Raw genomic sequence first — 18,686 nt, 5'->3', positions numbered from 1 at the left:
TGCTACCGGCGTGCTCGCCGCGGGCGGGACCGGCGGACGCGGACCCGGCTTCGGGCCGCCGGCGGAACCGCCGGGGGCGCCTGGACCGCCGGGGCCGGGACGGGGCCCGGCCGGGCGCGGAGTCGCGGGCCGCGGGGCCTGCGGGCGCGCGCCCTGGGAATCCGACCCGCCGTTGGACGGGCCGGGACGCGGCGCGGACGGGCGCGGCCCCTGGGGCCGCTTCTGTCCGCCGACGCGCTTGCCGTCCCCCTGCTTGGAGGACGAACCGTTGGAGAAGGCTTCTGTGAGCCTGCGAACGACGGGCGCCTCGATGGTCGAGGACGCCGACCGTACGAACTCGCCCATTTCTTGGAGCTTGGCCATGACGACCTTGCTCTCGACACCGAACTCCTTGGCGAGTTCGTAAACCCGGACCTTGGCCACTGCACTCCCTACTCGGTCCGGGGGTGCGGCCACCGGACCGTCGTTAACCTGCCGTACTCATCGCGGCGTGCTCATCGAGCGCTCATAGCAATCTCGACCTGCTTCCGACTAGGCGTCGCTTACCATTCGGCCATCCTGCTGCTGCGCGGCGTTCGCCGCAAGCCGGTCCCGCAGCGCACTGGCGCCGAGCGGCCCCGTCAGGCGGAACGCCCTGGGGAACGCCCGACGTCGCTCTGCGAGATCGAGGCACCTCGGATCGGGGTGCAGATGAGCACCTCGTCCCGGGAGCCGCCCGCGGGGATCGGGGACGATCTCGCCCTCGATCACCACCAGGCGCAACAGGTCGGACTTGGCCGTGCAAACCCGGCAGCCCACGCACGTGCGTCGTGGAACCGCCCGGCCACGTTCCATGAGTCTACCGCGCCGAGGCGTCGGCGGGACCTGTCGCATGCTCTCCTGATGCGGAAGATCCGGAATCGCCGCCCTCGGGCGCCTTCGAGGAGGTCTCGCCCTGCGCCCGTCCGGACGCCGGCTCGGTGTCGGACCGGATGTCGATCCGCCAGCCGGTGAGCCGGGCCGCGAGCCGGGCGTTCTGCCCTTCCTTGCCGATCGCCAGGGAGAGCTGGTAATCGGGGACGATCACCCGGGCCACGCGGCCGTCGAGGTCGACCACCTCGACCGCTGAAACACGGGCCGGGGACAGCGCATTCCCGACGAACTCGGCCGGCTCGTCCGACCAGTCGACGATGTCGATCTTCTCGCCGTGCAGCTCGGCCATCACGTTGCGGACCCGGCTGCCGAGCGGGCCGATGCAGGCGCCCTTGGCGTTGACGCCCGGCTTGCGCGACCGGACCGCGATCTTGGTGCGGTGGCCGGCCTCGCGGGCGATCGCGGCGATCTCCACGGTGCCGTCGGCGATCTCCGGGACCTCCAGCGCGAACAGCTTGCGCACGAGGTTCGGGTGGGTGCGCGACAGCTGCACCGACGGGCCCCGGTGGCCCTTGCGGACCTGCACGACGTAGGCGCGCAGCCGCTCGCCGTGGTCGTAGCGCTCGCCGGGCACCTGCTCCTGCGGGGGCAGCACGGCCTCCAGCCGGCCGAGGTCGACCAGCACGTTCCGCGGGTCCTTGCCCTGCTGGATGATGCCGCTGACGATGTCGCCCTCGCGCCCGGCGTACTCGCCGAACGTCAGCTCGTCCTCGGCGTCGCGCAGCCGCTGCAGGATGACCTGCTTGGCGGTCGTCGCCGCGATCCGGCCGAAACCGGTCGGGGTGTCGTCGTACTCGCGGAGGGCCTCGCCCTCCTCGTCGGTCTCGGTCGCCCACACGGTCACGTGCCCGCTCTTGCGGTCCAGCTCGACGCGGGCCCGCGGCGCCGCGCCCTCCGTGCGGTGGTAGGCGATCAGCAGGGCGTCTTCGATGGCCTTGACGGCCACGTCGAGCGAGATGTCCTTCTCGCTCTCCAGGCCGCGCAGGGCGGTCATGTCGATGTCCACGAGGTTCCCCCCTCTAGTCCGGCTCAGCCGGAGAACGCTTTTCCTCGGCCTCGCCGGCCGGAGCGGGCGGCTTGAACTCCACCTGGACGCGGCCGCGCCCCAGCTCGCCGAGGCCGAACCGGCGACGCTGCGTCCCGGTGTCCCTCGGTCCGGCGGACTTGCCGCCGCCCTTGCCGGGCCCCTTGGCCCGGCCCGCGGCGACGTCGATCTCGACGGCCTCGTCGTCGGCCGCCACCACGCGGCCCTCGACCTGGCCGCCCTCGGCCAGCGGGACGGCGACCAGCCTGCCGACGGCGCGGCGCCAGTGCCGCGGCTCGGTGAGGGGACGGTCGACGCCGGGCGAGGTCACCTCCAGCACGTACGGCGAGGCGCCCATCACCTCGGAGCCGTCCAGCAGCGCGGAGGCCTGCTCGCTCAGCCGGGCGATGTCGTCCAGCGCCACCCCGTCGTCGCCGTCCACGACGATCTTGACGAGCCGGCGGCGCCCGGCGGGCCGCACGTCGACCTCCTCCAGGTCGAAGCCCGCCGCCCCGACCGCGGGCGCGAGCGGCGCGGTCAGCTCGGCGATGGCGGCGTCGCGGGCCGGCCGCGCCGGCGCGTCGCCGCGTCCGGCCCGGGCGCGGCCCCCCTGAGCGCGGCCACCGCGGGACTCGACGCTCATGGGACCCTCCTCCTGTTGTGCCTTCCCCGCCCGCCGGTGAGGGCGGCGGGGACTGTCGCTGAAGTCACCGCTTGTCCGCTGACTCCTCAAGACTATCGAGAGCCGGACACCTCAGCGGCCTTTCGAACAGCTCACCGGCGCGCCGGATATGGAATGCTTGAGCTGGCCTGATGGACGCGTCCGGCGACCGGGACGGAGCCGGCGGCGCGGCGCGGGCCGCCACCACCACACCACCGGGTGAGGAGACTCCCTTGCCAGAGGCCGTGCCGCGCCTGCCGGGAACCGTGTCGCGCCGGGGGCTGCTGCTGGGCGGCGGCGCCGTGCTGGCGCTGCCCTGGCTGGCCGGCTGCGCGGCGGAGGCGGCCGGGCCGCACCTGGACGTGTCGACGCTCGTCGGAGCGATCACCTCCGAGCAGGACCTCATCGCCACCTACGAGGCGGCGAAGGCCGCGGACGCTTCGCTGGCCCGCCGCCTCGATCCCGTCCTCGCGCACCATCGGCGGCATCTCACCGTGCTGAAGCGGCACTACGTGCCCGGATCGGGGAACAGGGCGCACGAGGGCGGCACCGTCCCGCCTCCGCACGCGGCGGAGCTGCCCGACGGCGCGGGGCAGATCATGTCCGCGCTGCGCCTGGTGGAGGACCGCGCCGCCGCCGCCCGCCGGGCCGACGCCGCGAAGGCCCCGCCCGGGCTGGCGCAGCTGCTGGCGAGCATCGGCGCCTGCGAGGCGGGCCACGCCATGACGGTGCGCGCCCATCCGCCCGCCGATCCGGCCAGGTCCGCCGCCCAGGTCGTCCAGAAGGCCCTCGCCGCCGAGCACGTCGCCGTGTACGGCTACGGAGTCCTCGGCGCCAGGCTGCGGGGCTCCCTGCAGCAGACCGCGCAGACGTACTGGGAGGCCCACCGCGCGCAGCGCGACAAGCTGATCTCGATCCTGTCGGTGGAGCCGGTCGCCGCCGCCGCCGGGTACCGGCTGCCGGTCAAGGTCACCAGCGCGCGCAGCGCCGCGCGGCTCGCCGCCGCGCTGGAGGACGACGTCGTCCCCGCCTACGTCGCCCTCGCCGGCGCCCCCGCCGCCGACCTGCGCGTCTTCGCCGCAGACAGCGCCGAGCGGGCCATGGCGCGGTCGGCGAGATGGCGGGCGAACGCGGGCGAGAGCGCCCCGCCGGACGCCTTTCCCGGCCTGCCCGCGACGGCCCTGGCACCTCGCCCGGAACCGGGTGAGTGATCTCCCGCACGCCGGGAACGAATGCGCTCCATGTACGCGTTGTCGCTATTGCACTGGATCACTCGGGGGAGGAGCCCAGACCTGCCATGACCAGCACCCCGCAACGGCACGAGGCCGACGGGACCGGCACCCGCGCGCCCAGTGCCCTGGACGAGTTGCGCGCCGCCTACCGGGAGCAGCTGAACCAGCTCGCGGCGGAACGCGACGAGGCCCGCCGCCAGGCCCGCCGGGCCAAGGCGCAGGCCGCCGTCGCCCGCGCCGATCTGGCCAGCCTGAAGAGCCGCGTGCAGGAGCTGCTGTCCGCGGCCGCGCAGCACCTTCCGGATCTTCCCGCGGTGGAGCCGGCGGCCCGCCCCGCGGAGATCGAGGCCGTGCCCGCCGCATCCCGCGCGCTTCCGGCGCCCTCCGCGGAGCCGGCCAGGATCGAGCCCGCCGCCGCGCAGGCCGCGAACACCGTCCGTCGCACGGCGGACACGAGTCCCGTCCCCGCTGGAGTGGACGCCGCCGTTCCCGGCAGGCGTCGCCCGGCAGGCGATCCCGACGACATGGGCGCCCCTGAGCAGGCGGCGCACGCGAAGCCGGCCGCGCCGGCGGAGCCGGTGGCAGCGGAAGGCCCGGCCGAGCGGGCGGGCGGCGAGATCGTCCGGCACCAGACCAGGCGCAGGTCCCGCAAGGACCGGCGAAGGCGCGTCCGGACGGGTTGACCGGGGAGGAACGGCCCGCACATGGGCCGCATGGAGGCCGCCGGGGAGGATTTCCCGGCGGCCTCTCCTCGGCCCTGGACTGCTAATGTCCTGCGGTGACCTCGTACGGCCTTCTCGTCTCCCCCTCGCACAACCGGGTCTACGCGCAGGCCGCGGCGGGCCTGGTGAAGGCCGAGCTCGCGGTGTTCGGCGAGCGGGCGCTCGACGGGCGCATCCGCGACATCGAGGAGACGTCCATCGGCGGCGTCCCCTACGTGACGTTCTCGTCGGACGAACTCGCGGAGACCGACGTCCGGCTGCTGTCGAACCTGTCGTCGCTGTACGCGCTGTTCGAGATCGAGGGCGGGCTGCTCCGGCCGGTCGAGCTGAAGCCCCTGGACCTGTTCGGCAGCGACCTGCTGACCATCCAGAAGTACTCCGGGAAGACCAACGAGTACTTCACCAAGCTGCTGCTGAACGTCACCGCGATGGCGACCGACTCCCCCATGGACCTGGTGACCGGCAGGCCGCGCCTGCTCGACCCGATGTGCGGGCGGGGCACGACGCTGAACCAGGCCATGATGTACGGCCTGGACGCGGCGGGCATCGACATCGACGGCAAGGACTTCGACGCCTACGCGGCGTTCGTCAAGACCTGGCTGAAGAACAACCGGGTGAAGCACCAGGCGGAGATCACGAGCATCCGGCGGGAGAAGGCCGTGCTGGGGCGGCGGCTGCACGTCACGCTCGGGGCGTCCAAGGAGCTGTACAAGAGCGGCGAGACGATGGAGATCACCGTCGTGAACGCCGACTCGGTCGAGGCGGAGAAGTTCTTCCGGCCCCGCTCGTTCGACCTGATCGTGACGGACGCGCCGTACGGCGTGCAGCACGGCAGCCGCGCCAAGGGCGCGCAGCCGGGCCGCAGGCAGCAGCTGTCGCGCAGCCCGGTGGAGCTGCTGGGCGCCGCGGTACCGGGGTGGGCGCGGCTGCTGCGGCCCGGCGGCGCCGTCGGGATCTCGTGGAACACCTTCGTGGGGCGCCGCGAGGAGCTGGCGGAGATCCTGGCCTCCAGCGGGCTGGAGGTGCAGGACTCCGAGGCCTATCTGGGCTTCCGGCACCGCGTCGACCAGGCGATCTCCCGCGACCTGATCGTCGCCCGCAAGCCCTGAACCCCGAGGGCGCGGGCCCGTACTAGGACGCGTGCCAGGTCTCCACGTGCGGGAGCAGCTCGCCGATGTCGCGGATCAGCGCGTCCGGCGGCGTGAGGCCAGGACGAGTGAACGCGTGCGTCGTCTGGTGCCAGATCTGGACGGCCCGCAATCCGACGGTCTTGGCGCCGTGGATGTCGTCGTAGGGGCGGTCGCCGACGAAGACGCAGGAGGCGGGGTCGGTGGCGCCGACCGCGTCCATGGCGGCGCGGAACGCCTCGGCGTGCGGCTTGGTCCAGGGGATCTCGCTGGAGTAGACGGCGCCGTCGAGCAGGTCGAGGACGTCGTCGCGGGCGAAGATCCGCTCGTGCACCTCGCGGCTCCACATGGTGTTGGACAGCACGCCGACCTTGATGCCGCGCTCGCGGAGGGCCGCCAGCAGGCCGGGGACGGCGGGGTCGGTCCAGGTGTGCGGGGTCCACGTCTCGAAATGGGTGTCGAGCAGGGCCTCGGTCGGTTCAACGCCGGCCAGGGCGAACAGGTCGGCGAGGGTGGCGCTGCTGTGCTCCTCGGCGCCGCGCCGCCACAGTTCGAGCTCCGCCTCGACGAGGGCGGTCGCGACCGTCTCGACGCTGTCGGGGGGCAGGTGCGCGGAGCAGATCGCGCGCCACATGTCGGGCAGTTCGACGTCGTGCCAGGGGGTCAGCGTGCCGCCCCAATCGAAGATCACCGCTTGTAGGGCCATGCCGGAAATCGTAACCATCCGGGCGCCGCGCACGATGATCCGTTCACGCGGTGGAATCAGTCCCGGAGGGCGCGACCGGGGCCGCCCTCGTCCCCGGTATAGGAGCCCTCCATGCGCAGACCGCTCGCCGCCTCCGCCCTGTCGGCCGTCCTGCTCGGCGCCGCCGCCGTCCCCGCGGCCGCCGGCGCCATCCCGGACGGCCCGGGGAAGGGCCTGGTCCCTCGCTACATCGGCGGTCCGGCGACACCGAAGCCGCTGGCCGGCGAGCCCGTTCCGGCCAACCCGCACCAGGGGCCGGTCGGCACGTCGTCGATGCACGCCGACGGCTACGCGTCCGACGCCTACCCGTTCATGGGGCCGCTGGGACGCGACCCGCAGGTGCTCAACGACGCCAAGGGAGGCGGGCTGCCCGGGCTCTGCTCGACGGTCACCTTCGCGAAGCGGACGGGCCTGATCGTCGCGCAGTGCACGCAGGGGCAGAACTTCATGCTGCGGCTGATCGACCCGGTGACGCTGAAGGACCTCGCCACCTACCAGCTGCCGCCCAGGCCGTCCACGGTGCAGGCGGTGTTCTCCGGCAGCCTCGACAAGGTCTTCACCGACACCTCCGGCGGCGCGTACTACTACCTGGACCCGCAGGACCGGGCGGTGCTGGCCGACTCGCAGTTCCACCTGCGCCGCTTCGCGCACGAGAAGGGCCCGGACGGCGCGTGGCGGTTCACGGTCACCGACGACTGGGACCTGTCGCGCTACCTCCCGCACGACTGCGCCACCTGGACGAACCCGTGGCCGAAGGGCGACTGCGACCCGATCACCGCGGTCGGCGCGGACTGGACGGGGCTGATCTGGTGGATCACGCGCGGCGGGCGGATCGGCACGGTGAACCCGGCGTCGGGCGCGGTGAAGACGACGCGGCTGCCGGACGAGCAGATCCAGAACTCGTTCGCCGCCGCCGCGGACGGTGTGTCGATCGTGTCGGACCACGCGCTCTACCAGATGAAGGCGGGGCCGGACGGCACGCCGCGGACGCTGTGGCGCGAGACCTATGACCGTGGCACCGGACGTAAGCCGGGGCAGATCGACCAGGGTTCCGGGACGACCCCGACATTCCTCGGCAAGAAGTACGTGGCGATCACCGACAACGCCGACGACCGGATGCACGTGATCGTGCGGCGCCGCGACGACGGCGGGCTGGTCTGCCAGGTCCCCGTCTTCAACAGCGGCGCCAGCGCGACGGACAACTCGCTGATCGGTTACGGCGGCAGCCTGTTCGTGGAGAACAACTACGGCTACCGCAACTTCTTCGAGCTTCCGCCCGGCGGGTCGTCCACGGGCGGGGTGAGCCGGGTGGACGTGAACGCGGACGGCAAGGGCTGCCGCACGGTCTGGACGAGCCCGGAGCGGTCGCCGTCCACGGTCGCGAAGGTGTCCGTCCCCGCCGGGCTGCTCTACCTGTACACGAAGGAGCCGCGCAAGGACCTCATCGACGCCTGGTACCTCACGGCGGTGGACGTGCACACGGGCAAGACCGTCTACAAGGTGCTGACGGGCACGGGCAAGTGGTTCGACAACAACTGGGCGCCGGTCACCGTCGGCCCGAACGGGACGGTCTATGTCGGCGTCATCGGCGGGCTCGTGGCCGTCCGCGACCGCGGCTAGCGGCGCCGGACCGTGAGTAGGCGCGGCGGTAGCGGGGATACCGGTCGGATCGGACGAAACCGACACGGACCGGGGAGGGGCCATGAGGGCACGCAAGCCCGGTGAGACCCGCGACTTCCGCGAGGACGTCGACGACATGGGCGACAACGATCAGGACGTACAGATCGGCCTGACCGAGGAGTACGTGACCGACCCGCCGGACGACCTGCGGATCGAGGACCCGCAGCCGAGCCCGGACGGGGTGAGCATCACCGACTACGAGGAGGAGGCGGACCGGGGCGACGGCGAGGAGCGACCGCGCCCCGACACCGCCGCCGAGTCCGACGCCGTGAACCCGACGCGGCGTCCCTGACCCATCCACCCCTGATCCGACCGGCGAGCCCGCCGGACGGGGCCTGCGGGGCTCCCGTGGCAAAGATCACTTTGTGGTTCCGTTACCTGCTTACGGGGAATGTCATACCGGAGCCGTAGGTTGCGCAAGGCGGGCGAACTTGCGAGGTGACCGGGACATGCAGGAGACAGTCGCGGTACCGGCACATCCCCCGGCCGACGTCGCACCACCCCGTCCGGCCCCGGACGGGCCACGACGAGACGAGCCGATCCCGGACGAGGCGTCCGCCGACGATCTCTTCCTCGGCGGAGGGAGCGGTGCGCACGCCGCGCCGGACGCGGCGCCGCGGCCCTGGTGGCGGCGCAGAGCGGGCCTTCTGGTGCAGGTGACCGTGCTGCTCGTGGCGGTCGCCGCGCTGCCGCTCTACCGCGACTCGCTTCCCGACGTCGGCGCGATCTGGGGAGCGATCCGGCACGCCGATCCCGGCTGGATGGCGATGGTGGTGCTCGCGGTGGCGGGCTCCATGGCCGCGTTCGCCCGGCTCCAGCGGCGGCTGCTGCGCATCGGCGGGCTGCGGATGCCGCTGCGGCGCGCGTTCGCGATCACCTACGCGGGCAACGCGCTGTCCACCACGCTCCCGGCGGGGCCGGCCGTGAGCGTCGTCTACACCTTCCGCCAGTTCCGCCGCGGCGGGGCGTCGGCGAAGCTCGCCACGGCCGTGATCCTGGCGGGCGGCGTCATCACCACGACCGTGTACTCGGCGATCGGGCTGGTGGCGCTGCTGGCCGACCGGGACGCGCGGGGCCCGGCGCTGACGGCGCTCGCGGTGCCGGCCGTCCTGCTCCTGCTGCTCGTGCCGCTGCTGCGGTGGCCGCGCCCGCGCGCGCTGCTGGCGGCGCCGCCGCGCCGCGCGTACCGCGCCGCGCTGGCGCATCCGCGGCTCGGCCCGTACGCCGAGCGGCTCGCCGGCGTCCGCGACGTGCTGCGCCCGAACCGGCGCGACTGGGCGGCGCTGATCACGCTCGCCACGCTGAACTGGGTGCTGGACATCCTGGCGCTGCTGGCCTCGGCCCGCGCGGTCGGCATCGACGTCGACCCGCACGCCGCCGCGCTCGCCTACTTCGCCGCGCAGGCGGCGGGCAGCGTGCTGCCGCTGCTGCCCGGCGGCCTCGGCGCAGTGGAGGGCAGCATGGCCGCCTCGCTGGTCGCGTTCGGGGCGACACTGTCCCCGGCCGCCGCGGCGGTGGGCCTGTACCGGCTGGTCTCCTACTGGGCCGTCGTCGCCGCCGGGTGGATCGCCTGGCTCGGCCTGCACGAGGGGCCGCGGCTGCCCGCACCGGCGAAGGCCCGGCTGGCGGGCGCCGGACGGCTCGTCGTGGAGGGCCTGACCTCCACCGCGACCCTCAGCCCGTACAGCGCGGTGCCCCTGGTCATGCCGGCCGAGGCGCGCCGCCCATAGCCGCGCTCCCAGCCCCGCAGAGCCCCGGGCGGCCCGACGGCCCGGGGCTCGGTCGTGCGACCGAGACCGGGCCGGGACCTTCGACGGAGATCGTCCGCTCGGGGAATCAGCGTCCGCGGACGGGGGCTTTAGTGGTCATGACGGCCGAACCCCCGCGAACCCCCCGGGCCGGCCTGCGAGCAAGCACTTGGCCAACAGAAGGGACCGAGTCCATGGCGCACGGAGCCGCGGTGCCGGCGACCGACCTCGACGGCGCACGGTTCCGGCAGGTGATGGGCCGCTTCGCGACCGGCGTGGTCGCCATCACGGCCGTCGACCCCGGTACGGGACGCCCCACCGGGCTCGCCGCCAACTCCTTCACCTCCGTCTCCCTGGACCCGCCGCTCGTGGGATTCTGCGTCGCCCACACCAGCACCACCTGGCCCGGCCTGCGCGGCGCCGCCCGGCTCTGCGTCAACATCCTCGGCGGCCACCAGCTGGAGGTCTGCGAGCAGCTGGCCGCCAAGGGCGGCGACAAGTTCGACGGCATCGAGTGGACCGGCACCCCGGACGGCGCCCCGCTCATCGACGGCGCCCTCGCCTGGCTCGAATGCTCCGTCGAGCAGGAGCACGTCGCCGGCGACCACGTCATCGTCGTCGCCCGCGTCCACGCCCTCGACGAACACCACGACGGCACCCCGCTCCTCTTCTATAGAGGCGCCTACGGCCGCATCGCCTGACTCAACAGAGCCTCTGCCCCGCCACGAGCTGGCAGGCCTTCTAGCGGCCTGACGCCGAGGGTGACGCGATTTCTGCGCTACGGAGTCGGGCGAGGACCTGGACGGGGTCGGACAGGACCTCGGCGAACGCGAACTCGGCGGCGCCGACGAGAGTGGTGTCGTCGCCGAGGGCCGCGGTGCGGAGCCGGACCTTCTCGCGCGGCGCGTCCAGCGCGCCGGTCGCCAGCACGCTGCGGATCTGCGCGGCGGCGCCGAGATAGATGTCGCGCAGCGTCCCGCCGAAGATGACCAGGCCGGGGTTGAACACGTTGACGAGGTTGGCGACGCCGAGGCCGAGCCAGGTGCCGACGCGGTGCAGCGCCTCGCGGGCGACGATGTCGCCGCGGTCGGCGGCGTCCACGACGTCGCGGACGGCGTCGCGGCCCGCCTTGTTCACCGGTTCCTCGCGGCCCGCGTGGGCGAGCAGCGTCCGCTCCCCCACCTCGGCCTCCAGGCAGCCCTTCGAGCCGCACGCGCACTGCCGGCCGCCCGGATTGACGATCATGTGGCCGATCTCGCCGCCGAAGCCCTCGTCGCCGCCGAGCAGCCGGCCGTGCGCGATGATTCCGCCGCCGACGCCGACGTCGCCGTGCAGGTAGATGAGGTTGTCGCAGTTCACCCCGGCGCCGCGCTCGTGCTCCGCGAGCGCGCCGAGGTTGGCGTCGTTGCACACCGACACCGGGATGCCGAGGCCGAGCCGGCGCGACAGCGCGTCGCCGAGCCGCAGGTCGCCGACGTCGAGGTTCGGGCCGAACATGATGGTGTCGTCGGAGCGTCGGACGGTGCCGGGGAAGCCGAGCGCCGCGCCGACGCAGACGGCGTCCCGCTCGGCCTTGCGCACCAGCGAGCGGGCGCCCGCGACGAGCATGCCCAGCAGGTCGGCGGGGTCGGAGTCGCGGGCCCGGGTGCCCTCCCGGCGGTCCAGGATGACGCCGCCGAGGCCGACGCGGGCGACGACGAGCCGGTCGACGCCGACCTCGAACGCCAGCACGTACACGCGCGTGGACTCGGGCCGCACCACCAGGGACGGCCTGCCAGCGCGCCGGCCGGGCCCGCGCGGCAGCTCCTCGCGGACGAGCCCGGCGGCGGTGAGGTCGGAGGTCAGCGCCATGATGGTGCTGCGGTTCAGCCCGAGGGACTCGGCGAGCGTCGCGCGGGACGCGGGGCCGCGCAGGTGCACGAAGCGCAGCAGGGTTCCGAGGTTGTGGCGCCGGATGTCCTCCTGTGACGGGCCCGCCTTCATCATCGCCGCAGCCCCAGGTCGCCGCTGACGCCGGAGGTGATCAGCTCGACGACCTGCCGGTGGGTCACGTCGGCGGTGCGGACCTGCGCGACCATCCGGCCGAGGTACAGCGCGGCGATCCGGTCGGAGACCGCGAACACGTCGTTCATGTTGTGCGAGATCAGCACGACGGCCAGGCCCTTGTCGGCGAGCCGCCGGACGATCTCCAGCACCTGCTGGGTCTGCGCGACGCCGAGCGCGGCGGCGGGCTCGTCCAGCACGACGAGCTTGCTGTCCCAGAGCACGGCGCGGGCGATCGCGACGGTCTGCCGCTGCCCGCCCGACAGCGTGGAGATCTTCTGCCGCACCGAGCCCATGGTGCGCACGGACAGGCCGGAGAGGGTGGTGCGGGCGAGTTCCTCCATGCCGGACTCGTCCAGCGCGATGCCGCGGCGGCGCTCCCGGCCGAGGAACAGGTTCTGGACGATGTCGAGGTTCTCGCAGAGGGCGAGGTCCTGGTGGACGACCTCGATGCCGAGGGCGGCGGCGTCGCGCGGGCTGCCGAGCCGCACCGGGCGGCCCTCGAAGCGGTACTCCCCCGCGTCCGGCGGATGGATGCCGCCGATGCACTTGACCAGCGTCGTCTTGCCGGCGCCGTTGTCGCCGACGAGCGCGGTGACCTCGCCCGGGTACGCCGAGAACGCGATGTCCTGCAGGACCTTGACGGAGCCGAAGCTCTTGTCGATACCGCGCATGTCGAGAACGGGCGTCACTGCCATGCCGAGGGGCTCCCACCGTGCCGCGTCGCCGCGCGCCGATCGGTCGTGGGCAGTGAGCGTATCAGCAGCGTGAGCGGCCCGGGAAACGCGTGCGGCGCCGCCGGAACGCGGCTCCGCGGGGCCCGGGGGCAGGGCGGGACCGTACGGCAGGGCCCGGGAGCCGGTGGCGCGTGCCATCGGCTCCCGGGCGTCCCGGCCGTTCACGGGGTCCCGGCCTTCAGCGGCTCGGCCGGCACGGGGTCACCGGCCGGTGTTGCTGCGCCGGCGCCGGGCCAGCGCGTCGATGCTCGCCGCGAACAGCAGCACCACGCCGGTGATCAGGAAGCTCAGGTACGCCTTGGTGCCGAGCAGCCCGAGACCGTTGTCGATGATGGCGATGACCAGGCCGCCGAGCACCGCGTCGCGGGCCTTGCCGCGCCCGCCGAACAGGCTCGTCCCGCCGATGACCGCGGCGCCGACCGCGTACAGCAGCGTGTTGCCGCCGCCCGCGTCCGGGGTGACCGAGTTCAGCCGGGACGCGGCGACGATGCCGCTGACCGCCGCGAACCCGGACGCGATGATGAACACCGAGATCTTGATCCGGGTCACGTTGATGCCGGCGCGGCGCGCCGCCTCGGCGTTGCCGCCGACCGCGTAGATGTGCCGGCCGTACGGGGTCCGCGCGAGCACGAACGTGCAGACGATGAGCAGCACGCCGACCAGCGGGACGCCCCACGGCACGCCGCCGAGGAAGATCAGCGGGCTGGCCGCGCGGTCCTGGCTGAGCAGGTAGGTGCCGAGCAGCAGCGCCGCCGCCACGACGACCGACTGGGCGACGACCAGCTCGACCGGCCGGGAGTGCAGCTTGCGGGCCTGCTGGCGGCGCCAGCGCAGCAGCTGCGTCGCGGCGTAGCCGACCGCGCAGACCGCGGCGAGCGTCCAGCCGAGCCAGACCGGCATGTTCTTGTTGGCGAGCGCCACGATGAAGTCGTCGCGGACGGGCACCGTGCCGCCGTCGCCGATCAGCTTCAGGGTGATGCCCTGGATGCCGAGGAAGAACGCCAGCGAGACGACGAACGACGGGATGCGGATGACCGCGACCAGCCAGCCGATCGCGGTGCCGATGATGACGCCGACGGCCAGCGCGGAGATGACCGCGACGTACCAGGGCTGGCCGCTGTCGGCGATCAGCTTGGCCATCACGGCGGCGCAGACGCCGCTCGCCACACCGGCGGACAGGTCGATCTCGCCCAGCAGCAGGACGAAGACCAGGCCCATCGCGAGGATCACGATGGGCAGCGCCTGGGTGAACAGGTTCGCGATGTTCTGGTTGCTGAGGAAGGTGTTGGGCCGCAGCGCGAAGAACAGCACGATGAGCCCGGCCAGGCCGAGGATGGCGGGCAGCGCGCCCAGCTCACCGGCCCGGATGCGGCCCCAGTAGTCCAGCAGCGCCGAGCGCGCGTCGTGCTCGACGCGGTCGGCGGAGAAGTCCGAGTCCGCCAGCTTCACGGCGGTCTCCTTGCCCTCGGGGAGGTCGGTGGACACCTCGGTCCCCCTTTCAGATGCTCTCGGCGGCGGTCTGCGGCGCGAGGCCCAGATCACCGGAGCGGCCGGCGGTGATGAGCTCCACGACCTGGCCGTGGGTGACCTCGGAGCGGGCCACGTCAGCGGCGACCCGGCCAAGGTAGAGCGCGGTGATGCGGTCGGCCACCTCGAACACGTCGTTCATGTTGTGCGAGATGAGCACGACGGCGTGACCGGTGTCGGCGAGCCGCCGGACGAGGTCGAGGACCTGCCGGGTCTGCGCGACGCCGAGCGCGGCGGTCGGCTCGTCCAGGATGACGACCTTGGACTCCCACAGCGCGGCCTTGGCGATCGCGACGGTCTGCCGCTGCCCGCCGGACAGGCTCGCGACCTGCTGGCGCACCGACTTGACGGTGCGGACCGACAGCCGGGCGAGGGTCTGCCGGGCCGCCTCCTCCATGGACGCCTCGTCGAGCACGATGCCCTTGCGGCGCTCGCGGCCGAGGAACATGTTCTGCACGATGTCGAGGTTGTCGGCGAGCGCGAGGTCCTGGTAGACGACCTCGATGCCGAGGTCGGCCGCGGCCCGGGGCCCGTCGACGGTGACCTGCCTGCCGTCGAACTCGATCGTTCCCGAGTCGGCCGGGTAGATGCCGGCGATGCACTTGATGAGGGTGGACTTGCCCGCGCCGTTGTCGCCGACGAGGGCCATGACCTCGCCCAGCCGCACGGTGAAGTCCACGTCGTGCAGCACATGGACGGCGCCGAAGCTCTTGTTGAGCCCGGTCAGGCGGAGGACGGGGTCTCCGTTTTCTGCCACGTGATTCCTTCCAGGTGGAGCGCGGGCCCGTGGCGGGCCCCCGGACGTCCCGGGGTTCCGGGCTCCCGGGACGTCCTCAGCGGATGGGGCCCGCCACGAGGGTCAGTGAGAGGTCACTGGATGCCGGCGGTCTTGCACTTGGCCGCGTACGCGCCCTTGCACAGGTCCGCGGCCTTGACGAACTGGTCGTCGGTGACCTGCTTGACGTTGTCCTTGAAGACCCCGATCGGGTTCAGCAGCACCGAGGGGACGTCGCGCTTGCCCTGCGGGTCGTTGGTGGTGCCGTTGGTCGCGCCCTTCTCGCCCTTGATGAGGGCGACGGCGAGCTTGGCCACCGCGTCGGCCTCCTGCTTGACCGGCTTGTACACGGTCATGCACTGGGTGCCGTCCAGGATGTTCTGCAGCCCCTGGAGGGTGGCGTCCTGGCCGGTGACCGCGACCTTGCCGGCCTGCTGGTTCTTCTTCAGGATGGAGATCGCGGCGTTGCCGAGGCCGTCGTTGGCGGCCAGCACGCCGTCGATCTTGCCGTGCTGCTCGGTGTACATCTGCTCGAAGATCGTCGCGGCCTTGTCCGGCTTCCAGTCCGGGACGGCCTGCTCGGCGACCTTCTTGTAGTTCGTCGCCGCGTCGAGGACGTTGTGGGCGCCCTTGGCGAACAGCGTGGCGTTGTTGTCGGTCGGCGAGCCGTTCAGGTAGGCGATGTTCGCCTTCTTGTCGCCGAGGCACTTCTGCAGGCCCTTGCCGAGCTCCTCGCCGACCTTCACGTTGTCGAAGGAGACGTAGTAGTCGGAGACGCCGCCGAGGGTGAGCCGGTCGTAGTCGATCGTCTTGACGCCCTGGGACTGCGCCTTGCGCTGGACGGCGCCCGCGGAGTTGGAGTCGATGCCGTCGACGATCAGCACGGTCACGCCGCTGGTGATCATCTGGTCGGCGATCGTCTGGAACCGCTGGGTGGAGCCTTCGGCGTTCTGGATGTCGTACTGGACGCCGGCCGTCTTGAAGGCCTGCTCGAGGTAGGGCCGGTCGAAGCTCTCGTAACGCACGGACGAGGTGGTGTCGGGCAGGATCACGCCGACCTTGCCCTTCACCGCGCCGGAACCGGAGCCGGAGCCCTTGTCGCCGCCGTTGTCGTCCCCGCACGCGGAGAGGGTGAGCGCCGCGGCCGCCGAGAGGGCCATGAAGCTGAGGATCCCCTTGCGCATTGCCCGGGTCCTTTCTTGGGGGTGGCCGCATCGCGCGGCCGGGGGGTTCGCAGCGCCGGTGAGCGAGATCGCACATCCACCGGCGTGAATGTTGTGTCCCGCAACTTATGTCCGCCTCGTCCGGTACGCCAGTCCTGCGGCCCGGCTAATTTGTTGTGGCCAGTAACAATCCCGTAACGCGAGATCAACACGGGGGAAACAGCGTGCGCCGCCGGTCGGCACCGGTGACCTGGCACGGCGCCGCGGCGGAGCCCGCAGGGGGCATATGTTCTGCGGCTCAACATTCACCCCGACCAGCGGTCAACCGCCGCGCGGAACACCCGGCCCCGGCACGGAGGTGCGGCAGGAACGCGGGCAGGGACGCGGCACGGGCGCAGGCGCGGGCACGGTGCGATGGGACGGCGCGCACGGCGTGGGCGCGGTGCGGTGCGGTGCGAGTTAGGGCGCGGCGGACGCCGTGGTCATGCGGCCGCGTCCCGGAGTGCGCCGGGACGGTGCCGCATGACCAGGTGCCTCAGTGCCTCAGCCGCCGCGCGAGCGCGTTGCCCCGGATCGCTACAGAACCGCGAGGACCAGCGCGACCCGGTCGGCCGCGACGGCGACGTCGTCGGCGGGCGCGATGCGCTCCGCCCACGACCACCAGTACCACCATCCGTCGGCGCCCCGCTCCGCGAGGATGTTCTCCGTCAGGGCGGAGGCGTCCGGATTCATCACGTGCAGGCTGGGCGACTGGCCGCGGGGCAGGGTGAGGCGCACCCGCAGGCCTCGCCTGACCAGCTCGTCGCCGAGCTCTTCCAGATATTCGATCCGCGTCCGAGCGGGCGCGGCGGTTCCCGTATCGTCAGGCGTCATCCTCGTCTTCCCCATGGATTCCGCGCGGCCCGACGAGGACTCACCCTCCACCTTCACCGGCCCGGGTGCAAGCACTTCGGGCCCGTCGGCGCGATGCGCCGCGAACTCCGCGGCCGCGGCGAGCGTCGCAATGGGCGCGGTGTCCGGCGGCCGGGAACGGCATCCGGGATATCTTGCGCTTAGCACTCGAAGGGGGAAGTTGGGGCGTATGGCGATGGCGATGGCGAGCGCGAACCCGGAGTGGACCAGGCCCGACCAGCGGCTGCCCGAGCGCCCGGCGGACGGCGCGACCGGGCCTCCCGCCGCGCACGGCACCTGGCACCGGATGCACTACGCGGTCGGCGTGTTCCTCGTCGCGTACGGCCTGACGGGCCTGGTCGGCGCGGCGCTGCTCTGGAGCGACCGGCGCGACGAACTCGGCGACTACTTCGGCGCGGGGAACGCCGGGACGCTGCTGGTCCTGGCCAAGGCGGTCGAGGCGCTGCTCGTCGCGGCCGCCGCCCTGGGGATGGTCCGGCGCCGCGACGTGTGGTTCGTCCCGGCGCTGGCCGGCTGGATGGCGGGCTTCGCGGTGTTCGCCGTGCTCGACGTGTTCGACGGCCGGTGGGGCGGGCTCCTGGAGCATCTGCTCTACCTGGCGGGCTTCGTCGTGCTGCTGTTCGTCTCGTACGGGCTGAGCGCGAAGGCGCAGGTTGGCAGCGGTGCGGCGGTCCGCGCCACCGCCGCGCCCGCGCCCGGCGAGGGCGCCGAGGCGGGCCAGGACGGCGGACCGCGGCGCCTCACCCGGACGCAGGAGTTCGCGCTCGCGGCGCTCAACCGGCTGCCGCGCCCCTGACGCCGTCGCTGACACGGGCGCCGATCCGGCCGCCGGTCCGGCGCGTCCCGGCGGTTCCGGACGTCAGCGGACGATCCAGGCGACGGCCGTCATCGTCCCCGGCGGCACCTCGGTGAACCCGCTGTCGCGGACCGCGACCGTCGCCTCCTTGACGCAGCGCGCCCACGGAACGTCCCTGGTCAGGTGGACGCGCACGCCGCCTTCGAGCCACGCCGCGACGTCCTTGCGGCGGCCCTGGCGCAGCAGCGACTGGGCCACGTGCCCGCTCTGCGCCGCCGCCTTGCCGGTCGTCATCGTCACGTCGGGGTTCAGGGCGAGCGCCGCGTACGGCGGCTCGGGCGGCGGCGCCGGCTCCTCGGCCTCCGCCAGGTCGAGCCCGGCGACCTGGAGTTTCGCCAGCCGCGGCGGGACGTCCGCGACGGGGCACGGCGGGAACGCGCGCACCTGCGCGCCGGCGTGCTCGACCGTGATGCCGGGCAGCGCCTGCGCCTCGGGCCAGCGGACGCCGCGCGCCCGCCGCGTCACCTTCCGGATCCGGCGCGACTCCCACTCGTGGACGGCCTGCCGCCATTCGCCGTCGGGCTCGGCGGCGCGCGGGTCGGTGAGCAGCCGGACGACGGCGGTCGCCGCGGCCTCGCAGACGGCGCCGTGACCGGGCGGATCGGCCTTCTCCGCGCGTACCACCAGCTGCATCGCCCACGGCGGGTCGTCAAGAGGGTCGTAGTCGGGTCGCACCCGTGGAGTATTCCAAACCGGTTCCGATGTCCACGACGCGGCTTTCCCGTGGACGATGTGGGTAATGCAACTGTTGTCGTCTCCCGGGCGTCGGTCCTGTTGCGGGCGCAGCACGGTGGGACGGCCCTCGCCGGAGGGGGGCGAGGG

Annotated in this window: 20 protein-coding genes; 8 read left to right on the top strand and 12 right to left on the bottom strand. The window is 73.1% G+C overall.

Annotation, left to right across the window (positions count from 1 at the left end; all coding sequences use genetic code 11):
- From ABD296_RS16275 to rimP, 4 genes are all read right to left on the bottom strand, one after another.
- On the bottom strand, nucleotides 1-423 hold a 423-nt coding region (locus tag ABD296_RS16275; protein WP_344267304.1), incomplete at its 3' end, for a translation initiation factor IF-2 N-terminal domain-containing protein.
- Between the two features lie 108 nt (nucleotides 424-531).
- On the bottom strand, nucleotides 532-834 hold the full coding sequence (locus ABD296_RS16270) for a YlxR family protein (RefSeq protein ID WP_344267302.1): 303 nt from the start codon (nucleotides 832-834) through the stop codon (nucleotides 532-534).
- A 4-nt stretch (nucleotides 835-838) separates the two neighbouring features.
- Nucleotides 839-1,906 (bottom strand): transcription termination factor NusA, encoded by a 1,068-nt coding sequence (gene nusA, locus ABD296_RS16265; RefSeq protein WP_344267314.1) that lies wholly within the window; start codon nucleotides 1,904-1,906, stop codon nucleotides 839-841.
- 25 nt (nucleotides 1,907-1,931) lie between these two features.
- Nucleotides 1,932-2,579: a ribosome maturation factor RimP gene (gene rimP, locus ABD296_RS16260; protein ID WP_344267301.1), complete on the bottom strand. Its 648-nt coding sequence runs from the start codon at nucleotides 2,577-2,579 to the stop codon at nucleotides 1,932-1,934.
- Between the two features lie 170 nt (nucleotides 2,580-2,749).
- Between rimP and ABD296_RS16255 the strand changes: the two genes are divergently transcribed.
- The 3 genes from ABD296_RS16255 to ABD296_RS16245 all read left to right on the top strand — a co-directional run bounded on the left by ABD296_RS16255 (nucleotide 2,750) and on the right by ABD296_RS16245 (nucleotide 5,660).
- Nucleotides 2,750-3,808, top strand: a complete 1,059-nt coding sequence (locus ABD296_RS16255; protein ID WP_344267299.1) for a ferritin-like domain-containing protein — start codon at nucleotides 2,750-2,752, stop codon at nucleotides 3,806-3,808.
- Between the two features lie 86 nt (nucleotides 3,809-3,894).
- Nucleotides 3,895-4,512 carry a hypothetical protein gene (locus ABD296_RS16250; protein ID WP_344267297.1) on the top strand — a complete coding sequence of 206 codons (618 nt, stop codon included), beginning with the start codon at nucleotides 3,895-3,897 and terminating at the stop codon, nucleotides 4,510-4,512.
- Nucleotides 4,513-4,607: 95 nt separating this feature from the next.
- Complete coding sequence (locus tag ABD296_RS16245) at nucleotides 4,608-5,660, top strand: TRM11 family SAM-dependent methyltransferase (RefSeq protein ID WP_344267295.1); 1,053 nt, start codon at nucleotides 4,608-4,610, stop codon at nucleotides 5,658-5,660.
- A gap of 22 nt (nucleotides 5,661-5,682) precedes the next feature.
- Here the strand turns inward: ABD296_RS16245 and ABD296_RS16240 are convergent, their stop codons facing one another.
- The gene (locus ABD296_RS16240) at nucleotides 5,683-6,384 is read right to left on the bottom strand and encodes an HAD family hydrolase (RefSeq protein ID WP_344267293.1); all 702 of its coding nucleotides are present in this window, start codon (nucleotides 6,382-6,384) and stop codon (nucleotides 5,683-5,685) included.
- Nucleotides 6,385-6,495: 111 nt separating this feature from the next.
- On the opposite strand from ABD296_RS16240, the gene ABD296_RS16235 reads away from it, so the two are divergent.
- The 4 genes from ABD296_RS16235 to ABD296_RS16220 all read left to right on the top strand — a co-directional run bounded on the left by ABD296_RS16235 (nucleotide 6,496) and on the right by ABD296_RS16220 (nucleotide 10,552).
- Nucleotides 6,496-8,043: a hypothetical protein gene (locus tag ABD296_RS16235; RefSeq protein WP_344267291.1), complete on the top strand. Its 1,548-nt coding sequence runs from the start codon at nucleotides 6,496-6,498 to the stop codon at nucleotides 8,041-8,043.
- An 82-nt stretch (nucleotides 8,044-8,125) separates the two neighbouring features.
- Nucleotides 8,126-8,395, top strand: coding sequence for a hypothetical protein (locus tag ABD296_RS16230; protein ID WP_344267289.1), 270 nt, complete (start codon nucleotides 8,126-8,128; stop codon nucleotides 8,393-8,395).
- Nucleotides 8,396-8,552: 157 nt separating this feature from the next.
- Nucleotides 8,553-9,833, top strand: a complete 1,281-nt coding sequence (locus tag ABD296_RS16225) for a lysylphosphatidylglycerol synthase transmembrane domain-containing protein (RefSeq protein ID WP_344267287.1) — start codon at nucleotides 8,553-8,555, stop codon at nucleotides 9,831-9,833.
- A gap of 212 nt (nucleotides 9,834-10,045) precedes the next feature.
- Nucleotides 10,046-10,552, top strand: coding sequence for a flavin reductase family protein (locus ABD296_RS16220; RefSeq protein WP_344267285.1), 507 nt, complete (start codon nucleotides 10,046-10,048; stop codon nucleotides 10,550-10,552).
- A 40-nt stretch (nucleotides 10,553-10,592) separates the two neighbouring features.
- On the opposite strand, the gene ABD296_RS16215 is transcribed toward ABD296_RS16220, so the two are convergent.
- The 6 genes from ABD296_RS16215 to ABD296_RS16190 all read right to left on the bottom strand — a co-directional run bounded on the left by ABD296_RS16215 (nucleotide 10,593) and on the right by ABD296_RS16190 (nucleotide 16,969).
- On the bottom strand, nucleotides 10,593-11,834 hold the full coding sequence (locus ABD296_RS16215) for an ROK family transcriptional regulator (RefSeq protein WP_344267312.1): 1,242 nt from the start codon (nucleotides 11,832-11,834) through the stop codon (nucleotides 10,593-10,595).
- A complete protein-coding gene (locus tag ABD296_RS16210) occupies nucleotides 11,834-12,592 on the bottom strand; it encodes an ATP-binding cassette domain-containing protein (protein WP_344267283.1) in 759 nt (252 codons plus the stop codon). Before ABD296_RS16210 ends, ABD296_RS16215 begins: the two co-directional genes overlap by 1 nt.
- Nucleotides 12,593-12,832: 240 nt before the next feature.
- A complete protein-coding gene (locus ABD296_RS16205; protein WP_344267281.1) occupies nucleotides 12,833-14,116 on the bottom strand; it encodes a sugar ABC transporter permease in 1,284 nt (427 codons plus the stop codon).
- Nucleotides 14,117-14,129: 13 nt separating this feature from the next.
- On the bottom strand, nucleotides 14,130-14,915 hold the full coding sequence (locus tag ABD296_RS16200; RefSeq protein ID WP_344267280.1) for an ATP-binding cassette domain-containing protein: 786 nt from the start codon (nucleotides 14,913-14,915) through the stop codon (nucleotides 14,130-14,132).
- A gap of 113 nt (nucleotides 14,916-15,028) precedes the next feature.
- A complete protein-coding gene (locus ABD296_RS16195) occupies nucleotides 15,029-16,117 on the bottom strand; it encodes a sugar ABC transporter substrate-binding protein (protein ID WP_344267278.1) in 1,089 nt (362 codons plus the stop codon).
- A 555-nt stretch (nucleotides 16,118-16,672) separates the two neighbouring features.
- Entirely contained in the window at nucleotides 16,673-16,969 is a 297-nt protein-coding gene (locus ABD296_RS16190; RefSeq protein WP_344267276.1) for a hypothetical protein, read from the bottom strand.
- A gap of 220 nt (nucleotides 16,970-17,189) precedes the next feature.
- Between ABD296_RS16190 and ABD296_RS16185 the strand changes: the two genes are divergently transcribed.
- Complete coding sequence (locus ABD296_RS16185) at nucleotides 17,190-17,804, top strand: hypothetical protein (RefSeq protein ID WP_344267274.1); 615 nt, start codon at nucleotides 17,190-17,192, stop codon at nucleotides 17,802-17,804.
- A gap of 63 nt (nucleotides 17,805-17,867) precedes the next feature.
- On the opposite strand, the gene ABD296_RS16180 is transcribed toward ABD296_RS16185, so the two are convergent.
- A complete protein-coding gene (locus tag ABD296_RS16180) occupies nucleotides 17,868-18,539 on the bottom strand; it encodes a hypothetical protein (RefSeq protein WP_344267272.1) in 672 nt (223 codons plus the stop codon).
- Nucleotides 18,540-18,686 lie beyond the last annotated feature (147 nt).

The sequence above is a fragment of the Actinomadura napierensis genome (assembly GCF_039529375.1).
GTDB lineage: Bacteria > Actinomycetota > Actinomycetes > Streptosporangiales > Streptosporangiaceae > Spirillospora > Spirillospora napierensis.
Note: the sequence above shows the minus strand (reverse complement) of the source record. Positions and strands in the feature narration are given on the sequence as shown.